The organism is Mesorhizobium sp. M0106, assembly GCF_040322715.1.
In the GTDB taxonomy this organism is placed as follows: domain Bacteria; phylum Pseudomonadota; class Alphaproteobacteria; order Rhizobiales; family Rhizobiaceae; genus Mesorhizobium.
Window position 1 is genome coordinate 109985 of the sequence record NZ_JAMYUA010000010.1, and the last position, 17687, is coordinate 127671.

Annotated in this window: 15 protein-coding genes, 1 tRNA gene and 2 pseudogenes; 9 read left to right on the top strand and 9 right to left on the bottom strand. The window is 64.7% G+C overall.

Annotation, left to right across the window (positions count from 1 at the left end):
- Positions 1-7 precede the first annotated feature (7 nt).
- Genes NKJ55_RS12875 through NKJ55_RS12885 form a run of 3 tightly spaced genes read left to right on the top strand, consistent with a single transcriptional unit; the run spans position 8 to position 1310 of the window.
- The gene (locus NKJ55_RS12875; protein ID WP_352450226.1) at positions 8-319 is read left to right on the top strand and encodes an ArsR/SmtB family transcription factor; all 312 of its coding nucleotides are present in this window, start codon (positions 8-10) and stop codon (positions 317-319) included.
- Positions 319-765, top strand: a complete 447-nt coding sequence (locus tag NKJ55_RS12880; RefSeq protein WP_352450227.1) for an SRPBCC domain-containing protein — start codon at positions 319-321, stop codon at positions 763-765. The genes NKJ55_RS12875 and NKJ55_RS12880 overlap by 1 nt, the downstream gene beginning before the upstream one ends.
- A 38-nt stretch (positions 766-803) precedes the next feature.
- Entirely contained in the window at positions 804-1310 is a 507-nt protein-coding gene (locus tag NKJ55_RS12885; RefSeq protein WP_352450270.1) for an SRPBCC family protein, read from the top strand.
- A gap of 18 nt (positions 1311-1328) precedes the next feature.
- Here NKJ55_RS12885 and NKJ55_RS12890 read toward each other — a convergent pair whose 3' ends face one another.
- The 4 genes and pseudogenes from NKJ55_RS12890 to NKJ55_RS35610 all read right to left on the bottom strand — a co-directional run bounded on the left by NKJ55_RS12890 (position 1329) and on the right by NKJ55_RS35610 (position 6253).
- Complete coding sequence (locus NKJ55_RS12890) at positions 1329-2495, bottom strand: NAD(P)/FAD-dependent oxidoreductase (RefSeq protein WP_352450228.1); 1167 nt, start codon at positions 2493-2495, stop codon at positions 1329-1331.
- Between the two features lie 30 nt (positions 2496-2525).
- The gene (locus NKJ55_RS12895; protein ID WP_352450229.1) at positions 2526-4112 is read right to left on the bottom strand and encodes an ATP-binding protein; all 1587 of its coding nucleotides are present in this window, start codon (positions 4110-4112) and stop codon (positions 2526-2528) included.
- Positions 4100-4792 carry a response regulator transcription factor gene (locus NKJ55_RS12900; protein WP_352450230.1) on the bottom strand — a complete coding sequence of 231 codons (693 nt, stop codon included), beginning with the start codon at positions 4790-4792 and terminating at the stop codon, positions 4100-4102. Before NKJ55_RS12900 ends, NKJ55_RS12895 begins: the two co-directional genes overlap by 13 nt.
- A 4-nt stretch (positions 4793-4796) precedes the next feature.
- Positions 4797-6253, bottom strand: a pseudogene (locus tag NKJ55_RS35610) (DUF4153 domain-containing protein).
- 278 nt (positions 6254-6531) lie between these two features.
- Between NKJ55_RS35610 and NKJ55_RS12920 the strand changes: the two are divergent.
- A pseudogene (locus NKJ55_RS12920) lies at positions 6532-7413 on the top strand (HpcH/HpaI aldolase/citrate lyase family protein).
- A 28-nt stretch (positions 7414-7441) separates the two neighbouring features.
- The gene (locus tag NKJ55_RS12925) at positions 7442-7648 is read left to right on the top strand and encodes a DUF1737 domain-containing protein (protein ID WP_352450233.1); all 207 of its coding nucleotides are present in this window, start codon (positions 7442-7444) and stop codon (positions 7646-7648) included.
- 289 nt (positions 7649-7937) lie between these two features.
- Here the strand turns inward: NKJ55_RS12925 and NKJ55_RS12930 are convergent, their stop codons facing one another.
- Positions 7938-8360 (bottom strand): metallopeptidase family protein, encoded by a 423-nt coding sequence (locus NKJ55_RS12930; protein ID WP_023680515.1) that lies wholly within the window; start codon positions 8358-8360, stop codon positions 7938-7940.
- Positions 8361-8543: 183 nt separating this feature from the next.
- Here NKJ55_RS12930 and NKJ55_RS12935 point away from each other — a divergent pair, with 183 nt between their 5' ends.
- From NKJ55_RS12935 to NKJ55_RS12945, 3 genes are read left to right on the top strand one after another with little or no spacing between them, the layout of a single operon-like run.
- Positions 8544-9617, top strand: coding sequence for an ImuA family protein (locus tag NKJ55_RS12935; protein ID WP_352450234.1), 1074 nt, complete (start codon positions 8544-8546; stop codon positions 9615-9617).
- The gene (locus tag NKJ55_RS12940; RefSeq protein WP_352450235.1) at positions 9559-11037 is read left to right on the top strand and encodes a DUF6504 family protein; all 1479 of its coding nucleotides are present in this window, start codon (positions 9559-9561) and stop codon (positions 11035-11037) included. The genes NKJ55_RS12935 and NKJ55_RS12940 overlap by 59 nt, the downstream gene beginning before the upstream one ends.
- Entirely contained in the window at positions 11034-14342 is a 3309-nt protein-coding gene (locus tag NKJ55_RS12945; protein ID WP_352450236.1) for an error-prone DNA polymerase, read from the top strand. The genes NKJ55_RS12940 and NKJ55_RS12945 overlap by 4 nt, the downstream gene beginning before the upstream one ends.
- Before the next feature lie 87 nt (positions 14343-14429).
- Here NKJ55_RS12945 and NKJ55_RS12950 read toward each other — a convergent pair whose 3' ends face one another.
- The 4 genes from NKJ55_RS12950 to NKJ55_RS12965 all read right to left on the bottom strand — a co-directional run bounded on the left by NKJ55_RS12950 (position 14430) and on the right by NKJ55_RS12965 (position 17287).
- A complete protein-coding gene (locus NKJ55_RS12950; RefSeq protein WP_352450237.1) occupies positions 14430-14669 on the bottom strand; it encodes a Trm112 family protein in 240 nt (79 codons plus the stop codon).
- A gap of 207 nt (positions 14670-14876) precedes the next feature.
- Complete coding sequence (locus tag NKJ55_RS12955; RefSeq protein WP_352450238.1) at positions 14877-15548, bottom strand: LON peptidase substrate-binding domain-containing protein; 672 nt, start codon at positions 15546-15548, stop codon at positions 14877-14879.
- Between the two features lie 163 nt (positions 15549-15711).
- Positions 15712-16704 (bottom strand): thioredoxin, encoded by a 993-nt coding sequence (trxA, locus tag NKJ55_RS12960; RefSeq protein WP_352450239.1) that lies wholly within the window; start codon positions 16702-16704, stop codon positions 15712-15714.
- Positions 16705-16789: 85 nt separating this feature from the next.
- Complete coding sequence (locus NKJ55_RS12965; protein ID WP_352450240.1) at positions 16790-17287, bottom strand: prolyl-tRNA synthetase associated domain-containing protein; 498 nt, start codon at positions 17285-17287, stop codon at positions 16790-16792.
- 230 nt (positions 17288-17517) lie between these two features.
- Between NKJ55_RS12965 and NKJ55_RS12970 the strand changes: the two genes are divergently transcribed.
- Positions 17518-17592, top strand: a tRNA-Gly gene (locus tag NKJ55_RS12970).
- Positions 17593-17687 lie beyond the last annotated feature (95 nt).

Consider the following 17687-nt stretch of genomic DNA (forward strand, 5'->3'; position numbering starts at 1 on the left):
CATGAGCATGGATGCTGTCTTTCGCGCCTTGGCCGACCCGACACGCCGGCGATTGCTGGACAGCCTTCATGCCAGGAACGGGCAGACGCTGAACGCGCTGTGCGGTGAGATGGACATGACGCGCCAGGCGGTGACCAAGCATCTGGCGATCCTGGAAGAAGCAAACCTCGTCGCCACCATCCGCAAGGGACGCGAGAAGCAACATTATCTGAATCCCGTTCCCATCAACGAGATCGCCGAACGCTGGATCGGCAAATTCGAGCGGGGGCGACTGGGCGCCCTCGGCGATTTGAAGAAACGTCTCGAAAGGGAAGACTGATGAGCAACATTTTCGTTTATGTCACCTACATCCGCACTTCGCCCGAAAAACTCTGGCAAGCACTGACCGCGCCGGAGTTCCAGCGGCAATATTTCCTCGGCGCTCAGATGCTAAGCGACTGGAAACAAGGTTCGGCGTGGAAGATGGTTTACACCGACGGCCGGGTCACCGACAGCGGCGAGGTCCTCGAGATCGATCCACCCAAGCGCATCGTGCTCAAATGGCGCAACGAGTTCATGCCCGAGGTCAAGGCGGACGGCTACACACGCTGCACCTTCGCCCTCGAGCAGGAGGGCGAGATGATGAAGCTCGCCATCACACACGAAGCCGATGGACCGCACAAGCTGCTTGGCCATGTGGCGAACGGCTGGCCGCTCATCCTGTCCAGCCTGAAGAGCCTGCTCGAAACCGGCAAAGGCCTGTCGCGCCCGGCGTCGAAGGCTTGAGGTTGTTTCGATAGCGAAACGTTTCTGGAGGACAGGTGATGCACGGTTCCGCGGTGCACAGCATGACCAATGGCGAGACCGTCACGGCGAGCGCCGATGTTCGCGCGCCGCCCGAGCGGATATTTGACGCGCTCGTTACACGCGAGGTCGAGCGCTGGTGGGGGTCCGCCAGGACCTACCGGATGACCGGATGGGCGGCCGACCTCCGCGTCGGCGGCCGCTGGAGCGTCACCGTCGAGACGGCGGCCGGCAGACACCTGCCCGCCAGCGGCGAATTCCTGGAGATCGAAGAGCCGCGCCGGATCGTGCAGACGCGGAGATACGACTGGGACCATCCGACGCTTGGCCGCCGCGAAACCAAAGTCGCCTGGCTGCTGGAGCCGATCGCCGGCGGCACACGCGTCACCATCTGCCATGGCGGCTTCGCCGGCCTCGCTGCTGCCGCAACGAAGCATGCCGAAGGCTGGGCCCGGGTGCTGGGCTGGCTTCAGGCGTATCTTGGTACGGGCGGCTTGGTGGCGGCTCAATCCACCAAGCAACGGTAGCATCCCTTCGCGCCAGCGTTAAATTACATTCAATTCCCGAAACGGCCGCCCGTCGGCGATCCGGCTGTACCCGAACGCCGAGCAATCCACCGTGCGATAGCCGCCATGCACGATCAGTTCGGCCAGCGCCTTGCCGACCGCCGGAGCCTGCTGCAAGCCGTGGCCGGAAAAACCGTTGGCGAAGAGGAAATTGCCGACCTCCGGGTGCGGGCCGATCACCGCGTTCTGGTCGAGCGTATTGTAGTCGTAATGGCCGACCCAGGCGCGCGTCGGCTTGATCGCCTCGAAGGCCGGAATGCGGGTCGCCAGCACCGGCCAGATCACCTCTTCGAACAGCGGCCAGTCGGGGTCGAAGTCGGCGGGGTCGGCCGGTCCTTCGCCCTCTTCCGGCTCGGCGCCGCCGGTGATGTAGACCGAGCCCTCCGGCCGGACATAGATGCCGCTCGGGTCGACCAGCAGCGGCATGTCGTCATATTTTTCGCGCGCCTCGAAGACGAAGACATTGCGCTTGCGCGGCTCCACCGGCAGCGCCAGCCCGGCCATTGCTGCCACCTTGCCGGCATTCGGCCCGGCGGCGTTAACGACGGTGCCGGCCTCGAGCCGCTCGCCATTGTCGAGGGTCACACCGGCGACGCGCTTCCCCTGCCGCTCGATACCGGTCACCGACGCTGTGATGAAATCGATGTTCTTGCTTCGCAGTGCCTTGCGGAACAGCATCAGCATCGCATGCGCGTCGAACCAGCCTTCGCCGCTGCGGCCATAGGCGCCGGCGGAAATGCCCTCGACCGACAGCCACGGAAAGCGGCGGACGAGCGCCTCGGCATCCTCGAGCACGATGTCGGCGCCCTCGGCCATCTGCGCCTCGTGGTTGGCCCGCAGGATCGGCAGCCCGTTCTCGCCGGCAAGGATGAGGTAGCCGCCTTCGCGAAAGCCGATATCGGCGTCCGCGCCAAACTCTTCCCTGAGCCGCCGGAACAGTTTCAGCGTGAATTGCGACAGCCGGATGTTTTCCGGGATCGAGAACTGCTGGCGGATGGAGGCGCAGGACAGCGTGGTCGCGGCGCGGGAAAATTGCGGGTCGCGCTCGACAAGCGCGATCGAGCCCGAAAACCCTTCCTCGCGCAGATAATAGGCGACCGAGGAGCCGACGATGGCTCCGCCGATGATGACGATGTCGTAATGCACCTTTTGGCCCTTCCGATCTGAACCGCCGAGTCACGCCGCCGGCAGGATGATCTCGAAGCGCGTGCCGCTCGCCGAGTCAACCAGCCGGATCGTGCCATCATGCGCTTTCAGGAGGGCCAGCACGATGCCGAGGCCCATGCCGGTGCCGCCGGAATCGCGGCGCGTGGTGAAGAACGGCTCGAAGATGCGGCCTCGGTTGCTGGGCGAGATGCCGGCGCCGTCGTCAGCGACCACGATGGTGGCCTTGCCGTCTGCTTTTGCGGCTGTGACCGATACCAGCGTCGTGCCGTGCCGCGCCGAATTGTCGATGAGATTGGCCAGCACGATCGCCGCGTTTTCGGCCGATATGCGCAGCCCGATCTCGGTGCCCGCCTCGACGCGCACCGCCAGCCTGTCGTCGGCCGGCAGCAGCGCCAGCGCAGCAGTGAGCGACGTGCTTTCGCCGCTGGGCTCGAGATTTTCGGCGCGCGCCAGGTCGAGCAGGCGGCGCACCAGCAGATTGAGCCGGCCGGCATCGGTGACGATATTGTCCGAAAACCGCCGCCGCTCGGCCTCGTCCATCGCGCTGCCTGAATCGCGCAGCAGTTCGGCGGCCCCCTGGATCGCCGTCAGCGGCGATTTGAGCTCGTGCGAGACGTGGGTGGCAAAGGTCTGGATGCCGTCGGAGCGTGCGTGCAGCTTTTCGGCCATGTCGAGGAAAGCAGCAGAGAGTTCACCCATTTCGCGCGTGCCGTGGTGATCGAGCGGCCTGATCGCCGCGCGGTCGCCGGCGGCGATGCGTTTCGTGCGTTCCATCAGCGCATAGATCGGACGGCTGACGGCGCGCAGGAAGACCAGCCCGATCAGCAGCGCGCCGCCGAGGATGGCGATTGCCGCCAGCGCCACCTTGCCGCGCTCGCCATAGAGATGCTTGACGATGTTGTTCGGCGTCCGCGACAGATAGACGACGCCGGCGACCTTGCCGGAGACCGCAACCGGCATGGCGACAAAGACGCGAACCTTGGTGCCGCGGCTGACCGAATAGAGCGGCGGCGACGGCTGGTCGGGAACCCGCAGCCTGAGCGCGCTGGCGTAGCGGCCGGCAAGCGCTGCGCGAACCTCTTCGACAGCCGCGAGCGACAGGCCGGCCTCCTCACGGCCGGCGATGACCACGCCTCTGGGATCGAGCAGCCGGAAGCCGGCGAGCGTGGTCTTCTGCGTCTCGGCAAGAATGCCCGACAGGCGTGCGCCGATTGAAGCGAAGGCGGGATCGGCGCTGGCCGCGGTGGCCGCGGGCCGGGTCGGCAGGATCCCGTCGGACGCAAGATCGAGGCCCGGTTCGATCGGCTGGTAGGGAGAGGCCCGATCGCTGGTGTTGGGTGAAGGCACGGGTGCGCCTAGCTTTTCCGGGGCAATGCCGGCCTCGCGAACCTCTTGCGCATAGATCGCGCCAAGGGCGGCGCCTTGGGCGATCAGCTCGGCCTCGGTCTGCCGGATCAGCTGGTTCTCGTAGAGCCGGAAGAAAAACAGGCCGGCCAGCGGCAGCGCCATCACCATGATCAGGATGGCGATGACGACCGTGGCGAGGCGAGGCCGCCATTTGCTGCCAATCAGTCCTTGGGCGCTCACGCGCCGCATCCGCCCAGCCGAAAACCGACGCCGTGCACGGTCTCGATCGCATCGACGCAGCCGACGGCCGCTAGCTTGGCGCGGATATTGCGGATATGGCTGTCGACGGTGCGGTCTGCGACATGGATATTGGCCGCATAGGCGTTGGCCATCACCATGTCGCGGCCAAGCACATACGCCGGCCGCGCCAAAAAGCCTTTCAGGATCGCGAATTCGATCGACGTCAGCGCCAGCGGCTTGCCGTCGAAGCTGGCTGTATGGCTTGCCGGAACCAGCAACAGTCTGCCATGCGAGAATTGCCGGTCGTCGGCTGGTTCCGGCGTGGGCCGCGCGCGGCGCAGAATGACGTTGACGCGGGCGACCAGCTCGCGCGGGCTGAACGGCTTGGTGACATAATCATCGCCGCCCATCTCCAGCCCGAGGACGCGGTCGATCTCTTCATCCCGCGCGGACAGGAACAGCACCGGCAGGTCGGATGTGTGGCGCAGCCGCCGGCACACTTCCAGCCCGTCCATTTCCGGCATGCCGATGTCGAGCACGACGAGATCGGGCGCATGGCGCTCTATCGCCTGCAAGGCAGCCGCGCCGTCCGGCACCGCCAGCGTTTTCATGCCGGCCTTTTCCAGCGCGAAGCAGATGATTTCGCGAATGTGCGGGTCGTCGTCGGCGACCAGTATGTGGTGCGGCATCAAATCAGCGGCCCGGCATGAAGGGTTCGGACATCGGAGGAACCACGAACGGGCCACGCCTGTCGAGGGCGCGGTTGAGCCGCCAGTCACGAAAGCTCCAGCCCCGCCAGTTTTCCTGGCCGGCGCGGAAGCGTGCTTCGTCCTGTGCATACCAGCCGGCGAGTTCGCGGATGGAGGCATCCTCCGCGGAAACCGTCCTGCTCTGGTGCTGGACGAAGCGATCGACCGCCGGCAAGGCGCCGGGCCCGAGCGAGCGCAGGTACCAGACGTCGAGCTGGGTGCCTTGGCCGGTCATTTCGAAGCAATGGTCGACATTGTAGTTGGCGATCAGCGCGGCAAAGTTGATGAACGAGCAGGCATAGAGCGTCGCCGATAGCGTCAGAAGATTGGCGGAAAGCAGCCATTCGTTGGACTTTTCGCGCGCGATGCGGGCCATGATCAGGACAAGGCCCGCCGCCACCAGCCCCATCCAGACGAACGCAGCGACACGCCAATAGGTCAGCGCATAGATACCGATATAGAGATCGAGCCGCAGGATCGACGAGATCACCAGGAGGATGTTCTGCGCCACCCAGGCATAAACCAGCCGGCGGATGAGCGGATCGCCGGAGGTCGCACTTCCCGGCCGCAGCGCCGCCAGCACGAAGCCGGCGGCCAGCAGCGCCGTGACGATCAGCGGATAGGCGCCGCGATGCGCGTAGGCGGCATAGGTCAGCCCGTCGGGAAGCGCGATGCCGCCTCACAGATAGGTGGCGTCGAGTGCGCTCTGCACCGCGAACAGGATGTTGAAGACGACGAGCGCGCGGAGGATAGCGGCCTTGCCGAAGACGATGTCCTCGATGGTGGTCCTGGTGGCCGGCGTCGCCGGTGCGCTGGCTGGCGACACCCTGCGGCGGCGGAGAAAGCGCGGCAGGCGCGGCCGCAGAAAGGCCCAGACGCAGGCAAGCACGAACAGCCAGAAGGCGAGACGTGGCAGCTGGACGAGTTCGAGCAGTGCCATCAGGTCGATCAGCGAGAACCAAGGCGCACGCGCCGCCGGCCAAGCCGCCGCGCCGCCCTGCGCCAGCGGAAGAAATCAAGGACGAGCCGAAATGGCGTTGCAAGCAGGAACAGCGAGAGTTGGCCGGCAATACGGGCAAGGCCGCGCCGCAACCGTCCGACCAGTGAAAGCGCGAAGATGGCCGTCGCCGCCAGCGCGATCGAGACGGACAGTGCGCTGACATTTTCCACAAGCGGCAGCAGCGCCATAAACAGCGCAACCGGCTTGAACCAGAACCTGCCATCGTTGAAGGCACCGAGAGGATGGACAGCCATGCTCGCTGCGGCAATCGCAACGCCGAACAGGAAAAGCGTGATGCCCGCCGGTTGGCCATAGAAGAAAAAATCGGCCAGCGCGGCGAGCAGGACGGCAACGCCGAAGCGGTTGCAATAGCTCGGCGCCGCCGAGAGGAATACTATCATGATCGGGCTTTCTCGGCGGCTTTGATGCGGCCGGTGGGCGGGGATTTCCGGACGAAAGGGAGGAGGTTTACCGAAGTCCGGGGCGGATCGACGAGCCACCAGCTTTCGCGGCGAAGCCGGTACGGCAGGGACCAACGGGAGTTCGTTTGCTCTTGCATGCCGCCCTTGTCGCATTCGGTCGGGTGGCAAGCGGGGCGGAGACGAGGAGATTTTCCGAAATTGCGTGCAGTTTTTATGCACGGCTTGCCTCGGCCGGCTGCAGACGGCATAGATCGGAGATGACCAGCGAAAGCTACCGCCCGCGCCGCTCGGTGCTTTACGTCCCGGCTTCGAACGACAAGGCGCTGGCCAAGATCCAATCGCTGGCCTGCGATACCGTCGTCATCGATCTCGAGGACGCCGTCGCCCCGGCCGACAAGTCTTCCGCGCGCGAAAAACTGGCGGCGATTTTCGCCGGCCGTTCCAACCGGCGCTGCGAGATGGTGGTGCGCATCAATGCGCTGTCGAGCGAATAGGGCGGCGCCGACCTGCTGGCCGCGGCAAAATGCACGCCCGACGCCATCCTGCTGCCCAAGGTCGACACGCCGCGCGACATTCTCGAGGCCGGCGACGTGCTCGACGACAATTTTATCGCCGACGAAGTCAAGCTGTGGGCGATGATCGAGACGCCCAAGGCGCTGCTCAATATCGGGCCGATTGCCGAGCTGGGCCGCGATCCGGCCTCTCGACTGGCTTGTTTCGTTGCCGGAACGAACGACCTGGTCAAGGACACCGGAATTCTCGCCACGCCCGATCGGCGCTATCTCGTTCCATGGCTGATGCAAATGGTGCTCGCCGCGCGTGCCGGCGGCCTCGACCTGCTCGATGGCGTCTTCAATGATTTTCGCGATATGGACGGGTTTGCGCGCGAGTGCACGGAAGCGGCCGCCATGGGTTTTGACGGCAAGTCGCTGATCCATCCGGCCCAGATCGAAGCCGCGAACCGCGCCTTTGCACCGTCGCCCGAAGCAATAGCCGAGGCGCGCGCGGTCAAGGATGCCTTCGCGCTCGCCGAAAATATCGGTAGGGCGGTAGTTGCGCTGAACGGCAAGATGGTCGAGCGGCTGCATCTGGCGCAGGCCGAAAAACTGCTGGCGAAGGCCGCCGCTGTTCGCGCATGACTAACGTAACTGACGACAGGATTGAAGAATGAAACTCTACCGCTTTCTGTCCGGCCCGGACGATGCCAGCTTCTGCCACAAGGTGACGGCGGCGCTGAACAAGGGCTGGCACCTGTTCGGCTCGCCGACCTATGCCTATGACAAGGAGGCCGAGACCATGCGCTGCGGCCAGGCGGTGGTGAAGGACATCGAGGGCCAGGAATACGGCCCCGACACCAAGCTCAGCGACTGGTAGGGAGGTTCGCTGAAGCGCTCGTCCTTCGTCATCCTAGGGCGTAGCAGTCGCGAAGCGACGTCGCGGAGTACCCTAGGATCCATGCCGTTACCTCTGCCGAAGGGCACGGCGGATCAGGATTAGTGTGATCTACCACCGATCGGGATAGCCCCGTTACCCAGAACGGGATGATGAGCGTTCGGTTCTGCACCGCCGGCGCACTGCATCACTATCACGGCATGGATCCTGGGGTCTGCGCCGCGTCGCTTCGCTCCTTGCTCCGCCCCAGGATGACGAGGAGCGGGGTCGCTCACTCTGCTGCCTCTTCGATCTTCTCCATATCGTCGTCCGAAAGGCCGAAATGGTGGCCGATCTCGTGGATCAGCACATGGGTGACGATGTCGCCCAGCGTTTCCTCGTTCTCGGCCCAATAGTCGAGGATGGCGCGACGATAGAGCGTGATGCGGTTCGGCCCCTCGCCGGTCTGCGGATTCCAGCGCTCGGCGATGCCGCGCCCCTCGAACAGGCCGAGCAGGTCGAAGGGCGTTTCCAGCGAAAGGTCGTCCATGATCTCGTCGGTCGGGAATTCGGCGATCTGAATGACGATCTCGCCGGTCAACTTGCGAAAGTCCTCCGGCAGATGGGCATAGGCCTCCAGCGCCAGGAGCTCGATTTCCTCCATCGTTGGCGAAAGCTGGTCGTGCCAGATGCGTGTTTGGTAGATGCGAGCCATGCTTTGTCCTTTGATCCCGGCATATAGGCTTTCAGGCCGGACTCGGCAAATAGCGGGGCTGGAGCGCCCGTGCCATGCCCCACTACAGGAATAAATTCCCCATGACTCCGCTTGACTCTTCGGGCGGCCTCTGGAATCTATAGGGAACATAACAGGAACAATTGTGAGTGGAAGCTGATCGTCATGGCGATGACCGCCGTGGCGCGGGAGACTGTTTTTGCCCTGCGCCGCCAGATCGCGAAGATCGAAGGGACCTTGCCCGAGCGCCTGGAGGCGCCGGCCAGTTCGTCGTTTGACGCGGATGTCCCTCGTCAGAGTCTGACACCCTCTCGGCATCCGACACCCGCTCGGAATCTGACCATTGTCCGGCGCGGCCTCGCCGTGGCGCCGCCCGATGCGTTTTTGCGCACCGGCGCCGAGCGCCTCGATGCTGCGCTGAGCGGCGGCCTGCCGAAGGCGGCGGTGAGCGAGTTTCATGGCGCCGCGACCCGCGATGCCGGGGCCGTTGCCGGTTTTGCCTTGTCGCTCGTCAGCCTGATCCTCAGCCAGGGGCCGCGATTGCCGGTGCTGTGGATCGGCACATCCGAGGTTTTCCGCGAGGCCGGCTTTCCCTATGCCAGGGGGCTTCACGCCTTCTTCGGCATCGAGCCGGAGCAATTGCTGTTTTCCGAGGCGCCAAGGCTGCTCGATGCGCTGTGGATCGCCGAGGAGGCTGCCCGGATGACGGCACTGGCCGCCGTCATCCTCGAAATCCGCGGCAGCCCGCAGCGGCTTGACCTCACCGCGACGCGGCGGCTGCACGCCCGCGCGCAGAGTGCGGGCCGGCCGCTGTTCCTGCTGCGCCAGGCCGGCGAGCCCGAACCGACGGCAGCGCCCGTCCGCCTCATCCTGTCGGCGGCACCGGCGGCAACGCGTAAGACGCTTGCCGGGCCGCTCGCCGGCTCGATCGGCCGGCCCGCCTTCACCGTCGCCATCGGCAAGAGCCGCACGGCCTTGCCCGGAAAATTCACACTGGAGTGGAACCCCGATGAACGCATATTCGAAGAAAGACGGGGCGAGCAAGGAAGGTCTCAGGAATGGGCCCCAGAACGGCCAAAGAATCCTATCCCTGTGGTTTCCGCATCTCGCCGCCGAGAGGATCCTGCGGCAGCATCTGGGGCGGTCCTGGCGTTCCCGGCCGTCGGATCACCTGCCGCTGGTGATCAGCCATCGCCAAGGGAACACCCAGCGCATCGCCGCCCTCGACGAACGGGCTGAGGCGCTTAATCTGAAGCGCGGCATGGGCATAGCCGACGCACGCGCCATGCATCCCTCGATCGACATCGTGGAGGCCGATCCGGAGGCCGACCGGCGCCTGCTCGAAGGCCTCGCCGACTGGTGCGACCGCTACACCCCGCTGGTGGCGCTTGACGGGACCGACGGCCTCTATCTCGACGTCACCGGCTGCACCCATCTTTTCGGCGGCGAACGCTCGATGCTGGACGATATCCTGTCGCGTTTTTTCCATCAGGGCTTCGATGTCCACGCCGGGCTTGCCGCCACGCCTGGTGCTGCCTGGGCGGCTGCGCGGTTTGCTGGCGACCGCATCGTGCCCGATGGTGAGGAGGAAGCGCTTCTCGCGCCCTTGCCGCTGGCGGCGCTGCGCATCGACCCGGAGGTACGCGCCAGCCTCGAAAGCGTCGGCCTGCGCACGGCGGGCGCTGTCATGGCGGCACCGCGCGCGCCGCTGGCCCGCCGCTTCGGCGCATCGCTGCTCTTGCGCCTCGACCAGGCGCTTGGCCGCCTCGAGGAGGCCGTGTCGCCGCGCCTGCCGGTGGCACCGCTTTCGGTCGAGCGTCACCTTGCCGAGCCGATCATGCTGACCGAGGACATCGAGCGGCTGACCGGCATGCTGGCGACCACCTTGAAGAGCGACCTCGAGCGTCGCGGCGAGGGCGCAAGGCGGCTGGCGCTGCTGCTTTTCCGCGTCGATGGCGGCGTCAGCCGCATCGCCGTCGGCACCTCGCGGCCTCTGCGCGAGCCGCGGCTGATCCAGAAATTGTTCCACGAAAGGCTTGCCGTGCTCGAACAGGATATCGACGCCGGCTACGGCTTCGATCTCGTGCGCCTTTCGGTGCTGACCGCCGCCGCCTTCGACATGCAGCAGGCCGACCTTGCCGGCGAGACGAGCGACGACGGTGCCGATATCGCGCTTTTTGCCGACCGCATTCGCGCCCGGCTCGGCGAAGGCGCGGTCTTGAAGCCGGTCGCCGTCGAGAGCCATTTGCCGGAGCGCGCCGTCGCCACCCTTCCCTTCACGGAAGCGCCGCAGAGAAGCTCGCCGCCGAAGCAGCCGGACAAGGCGAAGGACGCTCCCACGACTGTCTTCCAGCCGGAACGGCCGATCCGGCTTTTCCGTTCGCCCGAGCCGATCGAGGTGCCGGCCACCGAAATGCCGGAAGGCCCGCCTTTGAACTTCCGCTGGCGGCGCGCGCTCTATCGGGTCGCGCGCGCCGAAGGGCCGGAGCGCATCGCGCCGGAATGGTGGCGAGGGGCGGCGGGACGAGAAGATGCCCCGACCCGGGATTATTTCCGCATCGAGGATGCCGACGGCCGCCGTTACTGGCTCTATCGCCAGGGCCTTTACGGCGCCTCGCAGCCCTCGCCGCGCTGGTTCATGCATGGGATCTTCGCATGAATGCGCTGACGGCCAACCCCTATGCCGAATTCGGCATCCAGTCGAACTTCTCGTTTCTGCGCGGTGCGTCGAAACCGGAGGAGCTGGTGGTCGCGGCAAAATTCCTGGGGTTTTCGGCGATCGGTCTCGCCGACCGCAACACGGTGGCGGGCGTGGTGCGCGCCTGGCAGCAGGCCAAGGTGGAGGGTGCTTCCTATCATCCCGGCTGCCGCCTGGTTTTTTGCGACGGCACGCCGGACATCCTCGCCTACCCGCAGGATCGCAAGGGCTGGGGGCATCTCTGCCGCATGCTGACGCAGGCCAATCTGCGTGACGAGAACGAAAAAGGGGCGACGCTCCTCAAACAGAGCGATCTTCTCGAATGGGGCGATCTCCTGTCGCTCGCCATACTGCCGGATGTGTCGGCGGACGCGGAAACCAGCCTCGCACTCCTTAGCCGGCTCAAGGATCGTTTCGGTGAAAACCTGCGGCTTGCGGTTTCGCCGGATTACCGCGGCAACGACCGCTTCCGTATCGAGCAGGCGGCGGCGATGGCGGAGCTGGCCGGCATCCCGTTGATGGCGACCAACGATGTTCTCTACCATACGTCTGAACGGCGCCCGCTGCAGGACGTGCTGACGGCGATCCGCCTCAATGTGCCCGTCGCCGAGGTGGGGCTGGAGCTGGCGGCCAATGCCGAGCGTCACTTAAAGCCGCCGCTGGAGATGGCACGGCTTTTCCGCAGGCATCCGCAAGCGCTGGCGGAAACGCTGCGTTTTGCCGGCGAGCTGACCTTCTCGCTCAGTGACCTGCAATACAACTATCCCGACGAGCCGACGGAATCGGGTCTTGGGCCGCAGGCCGAACTGGAAAGGCTGGCCAAGGAGGGAGCCGCCATCCGCTACCCCTCGGGCGTGCCCGCTTTTGTGACGCAGCGCATCGAGGAGGAGCTCGCTCTGATCGAGCGCCTGAACTACGCGCGCTATTTCCTGACTGTCCACGACATCGTCAAATTCGCCCGCAGCCAGAACATTCTCTGCCAGGGGCGCGGCTCTGCCGCCAACTCGATCGTCTGCTTCTGCATTGGCATCACCGAAGTCGGCCCGGACAAGATCGAAACGCTTTTCGAGCGCTTCATTTCCGAGGAAAGAAACGAGCCGCCCGACATCGACGTCGATTTCGAGCATGAAAAGCGCGAGGAGGTCATCCAGTACATCTATTCCAAATACAGCACGAAGCGCACCGCGCTGGCCGCCGCCGTCGTCAGCTACCGGGGCCGCTCGGCGATGCGCGAAGTGGCCAAGGCGATGGGCCTGTCGGACGACGTCCGGGGCGCGCTGTCCAGTTCGATCTGGGGCTGGTCGACCTCGGAGCTTGGCGAAAAGGAGACAAAGGCCGGCGGCCTCGATCAGACTGATCCATCGACAAGGCATGTGATCGAATGCGCCAACGAGATCATGGGCTTTCCCCGTCATTTGTCGCAGCATGTTGGCGGTTTCGTCATCACCCGGGACCGGCTCGACGAGATCGTGCCCATCGTCAAGACGGCGATGGACGAGCGCAAGATGGTCGAGTGGGACAAGGACGATCTCGACGCGGTGAAAATCCTCAAAGTGGACGTGCTGGCGCTCGGCATGCTGACCTGCCTGCAGCGCGCCTTCACCCTGCTCCAGGATCATTATCCGCAGGCGCGGGACGAGTACGGCCTGCCCTATGTGCTGGCCACTCTGCCTGCCGAGGACAAGCATGTCTACGACATGATCTGCCGTGCCGACACGATCGGCGTCTTCCAGATCGAATCGCGCGCGCAGATGTCGATGCTGCCGCGGCTGCGGCCGAAAAGCTTTTACGACCTCGTCATCGAGGTGGCGATCGTGCGGCCCGGCCCGATCCAAGGCGACATGGTCCACCCTTATCTGCGCCGCCGGCAAGGCAAGGAAAAACCCGAATATCCCAAGCCGGAACTGGAAAAAATACTCGGCAGGACGCTGGGCGTGCCGCTGTTCCAGGAGCAGGCGATGAAGATCGCCATCGTTGCTGGCGGCTTCAGGCCGGGCGAGGCCGATGAACTGCGCCGCGCCATGGCGACATTCAAGCGCACCGGCACGATCGGCAATTACCGCAAGAGAATGGTCGACGGCATGGTCGCCAAGGGCTACGAAAAAGACTTCGCCGAGCGCTGCTTCAAGCAGATCGAGGGTTTTGGCGAATACGGCTTTCCCGAGAGCCACGCCGCCTCCTTCGCCCTGCTGGTCTATGCCTCCTGCTGGTTCAAGACCTTCTATCCCGACGTGTTCTGCGCCGCGATCCTGAATTCCCAGCCGATGGGGTTTTACCAGCCGGCCCAGCTTGTCCGCGACGCGCATGACCACGGCGTCGAAATCCGCGAGGTCGACGTCAATTTTTCCGGCTGGGATTGCGCCTTGGAGAAATCGCCTTTCGATCCGGATCGTATCCTTGACCGCCATGCCCAGATGCGCGGCGTCATCCGGACCAGCCATGCCGTCCGGCTCGGCTTTCGCCAGGTCAAGGGCCTGTCGAAGGAGCGCATGGAAGCGTTTGTGTCGAGGCGCGGCGCCGGCTATGCATCCGTACGCGACGTCTGGCTGCGCTCGGGCCTCAACGTCGACGAGATCGAAAAACTGGCGCAGGCCGACGCTTTCCGGTCGCTTGGATTGAACCGTCGCGACGCTCTATGGGCGGTCCGCGCGCTCGACGGCAAGAGTGCCGCCGAAAAGCTGCCGCTGTTCGACCAGCCGGCGATCCGCTTGCGCGATCTGGAGCCTGCAACCAGGCTCCCGACAATGCCGCTCGGCGAGCACGTCGTCCACGACTACCGCTCGCTTGGCCTGTCGCTGAAGGCGCACCCGGTCGCCTTCCTGCGTCAAAGGCTGGATCGTTCCGGCGTCACGCCCAATGTGCGGCTCGGCCAGGTGCGGGACGGCCGGCGCGTTTCGGTCGCCGGCCTCGTGCTGGTGCGGCAGCGGCCGGGCAATGGCAAGGCGATTTTCCTGACGCTGGAAGACGAGAATGCGGTCGCCAACATCATTTTCTGGGAAAGGACTTTTGACCGCTTCCGCCCCATCGTCATGGGCGCGCGTCTCATCCGCGTCACCGGCAAGCTGCAATCGGAATCGGACGTTATCCATATCGTCGCCGAGAAGGTCGAGGATCTGACGCCGTGGCTGTCGGTGCTGCTTGAGCAGGCAAGGCCTGCGGATGAGCCTTCGAGCGGCCCAGAGGAGGACCAGTCCGATAGCACCGCGCAAGCGGAATTATTGGGAAAGGCGGAGAAGGTCATGCCCAAGGGACGCAATTTTCAATAGGTCCCCTGTCTTCGTCAGAGCGTTGCGGTGGAGAATTTGATGCCGGCGGGACAGAGGGGGGCGCGAAGGATTGCTGCGGAGCGGCCTCTATTCTGAGCCAGCCAGGCGCGGCGGCGGTGGCATGGCATCATCTATGGTGATGACACGCGCTTCCGATGGCAGCATGATCGGAATGCCGTCCCGCACCGGATAGGCAAGCTTTGCCACCCGCGAGATAAGCTCGCCGCGCTCCGGATCCCAGGCAAGCGGCCCCTTGGTCAGCGGGCAGGCCAAGAGTTCCAGCAGCTTGGGGTCGACAGTCCTGTTCCCGTCACGTCCATCCGCCATTCGATCCATCCTTTTCACAAGGCAATCGGTTAAGGTTTCGAGCGCGGACTTCCCCTTCTCCCCTTGTGGGAGAAGGTGGCCGAGCGAAGCTTGGTCGGATGAGGGGGTGTTCCAGCTTGGCACCGACGGCGATCCTTCCAACACCCCTCAACCGTCTCGGCGCTGCGCGCCGATCCACCTTCTCCCACAAGGGGAGAAGGCAAGAGCCTACTGCAAACTCGAACCGAAATCCTCATTGTCGCGCGCCAGCGCCATTTCGGTGATGGCGATCAGGGTCTCGGCGCGTGTCTTCAGATCGGCCGCTTCGAGCAGCGCCTGTTTCTCGGCCGGCCCGTAGGGCGCCATCATCGACAGTGCGTTGACCAGCATGGCGTTTTCGGCGCGGCTGACGCTTTCCCAGTCGGCCTCCAGATCGTTAGCCTGCAGATAGGCGCGAAACGCTTTGAGCAGCGCCGGCCGGTCGATCTCGGCGTCTGCCTGCTCCTCGTCGAGATCGGCGAGAAAGGGTGCCAACCGGCACTGCCGGAACGGTGTTTTGACCGTGAGCTCCTGGACAATACGGAACCGGCACACGCCCTGCAGCGAAATCAAGTAACGGCCGTCGCCGCTCTCGGACAGCGCAATGATGCGCCCGGCGCAGCCGACATTGCAGAGCTCCGGCTCGCCGTTGGGACGCAGCGCACCGTCAAGGCTGGGCTGGATCATGCCGATCAGCCGCGGCCCGGCGATCGCCTCGTCGACCATCTGCAGATAGCGCGGCTCGAAAATGTTGAGCGGCATGCGGCCTCCCGGCAGCAGCAATGCGCCCTCAAGCGGAAAGATCGGCATGGTCGACGGTAAGTCCGCAGCGAGTCGGTAATGCGCGTTTCCCGCCTGCACCTCAATCCTCCGATCGCTTTGTCAGGAAGCGCACCAAATCCGTCTCCTCCCGGCCGGCACAAGGCGCAACACCGGAAACCTGAAATCGAACGCCATCCGAAAACCTAATCTGGCGCAGCCGCGGCCCACCGCAAGCCCGCGCGACAAAACAGTCTGGGCCGGCTCAGGAAAACAGCAGCGACGACAGTTTGCGCCGTGCCGACAGCGTTGCTTCGTCGGTTATGCCCCATGCCTCGAAGAGCTGCAGCAACTGGGTTCTGGCGCCGTCGTCGTTCCACGAGCGGTCGGCCTTGATGATCGCCAGCAGATTGTCGGCCGCCGCCATGCGATCACCCTTGGCGTTCTGGATCATGGCAAGCTCGAACCGTGCCTGGTGATCCCCGGGATTTTCGGCCAGCCGCCGTTCCAGTTCCGCCGGATTGCCGAGCACTGCTGCTTGCGCGGCGAGCGCCATCTTGGCCCGCAGCGCGGCGAGCTGGGGCGCATCCTTCTTTGCTTCCGGCGCCCGCGCCAGCACCGCCTCGGCACCTTCGGCATCGCCGGCCTCGAACAGCAGATCGCCCAAGCCAGCGATCGCCTCGATCGTCTCCGGCGCCTGTTCCAGGATGGCATCGTAAATGTCGGCCGCCGTCTGCACGTCCCCGGCGTCGCGCGCTTCGGCGGCCGCGGCCAGCGCCTCGGCAACTTGCGGCGCACCGCCGTTCTTGCCGCCGACCTTCTGGATGAATTGCGTGATCTGGCTCTCGGGAATGGCGCCCATGAAGCCGTCGACCGGCTGGCCGTCCTTGAAGGCAATGACCGCCGGTATCGACTGGATGCCAAGCTGGCCGGCGATCGATGGATGGTCGTCGATATTCATCTTGACCAGCTTGACCTTGCCACCGGCGGCTTTCACCGCCTTCTCCAGCAGCGGCGTCAATTGCTTGCAAGGGCCGCACCACGGCGCCCAGAAATCGACCAGCACCGGCTGGTGACGCGATTCCTGGATCACGTCGGCGGCAAATCCAGCGGTCGTTGTGTCCTTGATGACGTCGGCCGGCGCCTCCGCAAGCGCGACCTTCTCACGCGCGGCATCGGTGCCGCCATATTGCACGGTGGTGGCATACCGGCCGCCATTGCTGCCAAATGGGCCGCCAAAGGGGTTGCTATCACTCATCTCGTCGCCTTTCGGTCGCGCCGCCGGCCAAGGGACGGGCGCAACATCCTTCTTTAGAACCCGGTTTCAGTCACCCATGTGGCGATCATGCCGAGACTTTCAAGATAACAGCATCATGTCCGGTTGCCTCGACGAATTTGACCAGGTCCGCGGCAGCGATGGAAGTCGTCGCTTCGTTGGTCAGCGGGTGGGCATTGACCACCGCATGGCTCATCAGCTCCTCGTCCAACACGACCTTGATCCTTCGCTCGGTGTCGTTGATCAGCCCGAACACCGTGACCGCGCCCGGGACGACGCCGAGAAGCTCCATCAGCATCTCCGGCCGGCCGAAGGACACGCGCCCGGCAGCGCCGATCAGATGGTGGATATGCTTGAGATCGACCACCGCCTCCTCGCCGACGCTGACCAGGAAGAAATTGTCCTTCTTGTCCTTGAGGAACAGATTCTTGGTATGGCCGCCGGCAATCTCGCCGCGCAGCGCCTGCGAATCGGCGACCGTGAACAGCGGCGAATGCCGCCGCGTCGATACCTCGATCCCGAGTCCGGCGAGAAAGGCGAAAAGTTCGGCTTCGGTCTTCGGCATGGGTCTTTCTTCTGATGGCCCGCTTTCAACGGCTTGTTCGGCTAACGCCGTTTACGGCCAATGATGCGGCCAAGACAAGCCCGTCGCGCAACGCGGGGGTGATTGCCTTGCGACGTCCCGAGGAGCGCTTCTCCGCATTGCCGGCGAAGCAAAAGGCCTGCGAATTCCCTGTTGCAATCGCCGCGCTCTTCAGCCATATAGGCGCGGCTTGCGGCCCAAAAGCCGCGCGAGCGGGTGTAGCTCAGGGGTAGAGCACAACCTTGCCAAGGTTGGGGTCGAGCGTTCGAATCGCTTCACCCGCTCCAGTTTCCTTGAGGGGAATCAAGCGATTAAGAGGCGCCTTTCGGGGCGCCTTTTGCTTACGTGGCGAAAAGAGTGTCCCTGCCATGGCGATGCGCGG

Excerpts from the sequence above, each read along its gene's own strand:
- NKJ55_RS12875 (WP_352450226.1), top strand. The coding sequence starts at position 8 with ATGGATGCTGTCTTTCGCGCCTTGGCCGACCCGACACGCCGGCGATTG.
- NKJ55_RS12880 (WP_352450227.1), top strand. The coding sequence starts at position 319 with ATGAGCAACATTTTCGTTTATGTCACCTACATCCGCACTTCGCCCGAA.
- NKJ55_RS12885 (WP_352450270.1), top strand. The coding sequence starts at position 804 with ATGCACGGTTCCGCGGTGCACAGCATGACCAATGGCGAGACCGTCACG.
- NKJ55_RS12895 (WP_352450229.1), bottom strand. The coding sequence starts at position 4,112 with ATGCGGCGCGTGAGCGCCCAAGGACTGATTGGCAGCAAATGGCGGCCT.
- NKJ55_RS12900 (WP_352450230.1), bottom strand. The coding sequence starts at position 4,792 with ATGCCGCACCACATACTGGTCGCCGACGACGACCCGCACATTCGCGAA.
- NKJ55_RS12925 (WP_352450233.1), top strand. The coding sequence starts at position 7,442 with ATGAAACTCTACCGCTTTCTGTCCGGCCCGGACGATGCCAGCTTCTGC.
- NKJ55_RS12930 (WP_023680515.1), bottom strand. The coding sequence starts at position 8,360 with ATGGCTCGCATCTACCAAACACGCATCTGGCACGACCAGCTTTCGCCA.
- NKJ55_RS12935 (WP_352450234.1), top strand. The coding sequence starts at position 8,544 with ATGGCGATGACCGCCGTGGCGCGGGAGACTGTTTTTGCCCTGCGCCGC.
- NKJ55_RS12945 (WP_352450236.1), top strand. The coding sequence starts at position 11,034 with ATGAATGCGCTGACGGCCAACCCCTATGCCGAATTCGGCATCCAGTCG.
- NKJ55_RS12950 (WP_352450237.1), bottom strand. The coding sequence starts at position 14,669 with ATGGCGGATGGACGTGACGGGAACAGGACTGTCGACCCCAAGCTGCTG.
- trxA (WP_352450239.1), bottom strand. The coding sequence starts at position 16,704 with ATGAGTGATAGCAACCCCTTTGGCGGCCCATTTGGCAGCAATGGCGGC.
- NKJ55_RS12965 (WP_352450240.1), bottom strand. The coding sequence starts at position 17,287 with ATGCCGAAGACCGAAGCCGAACTTTTCGCCTTTCTCGCCGGACTCGGG.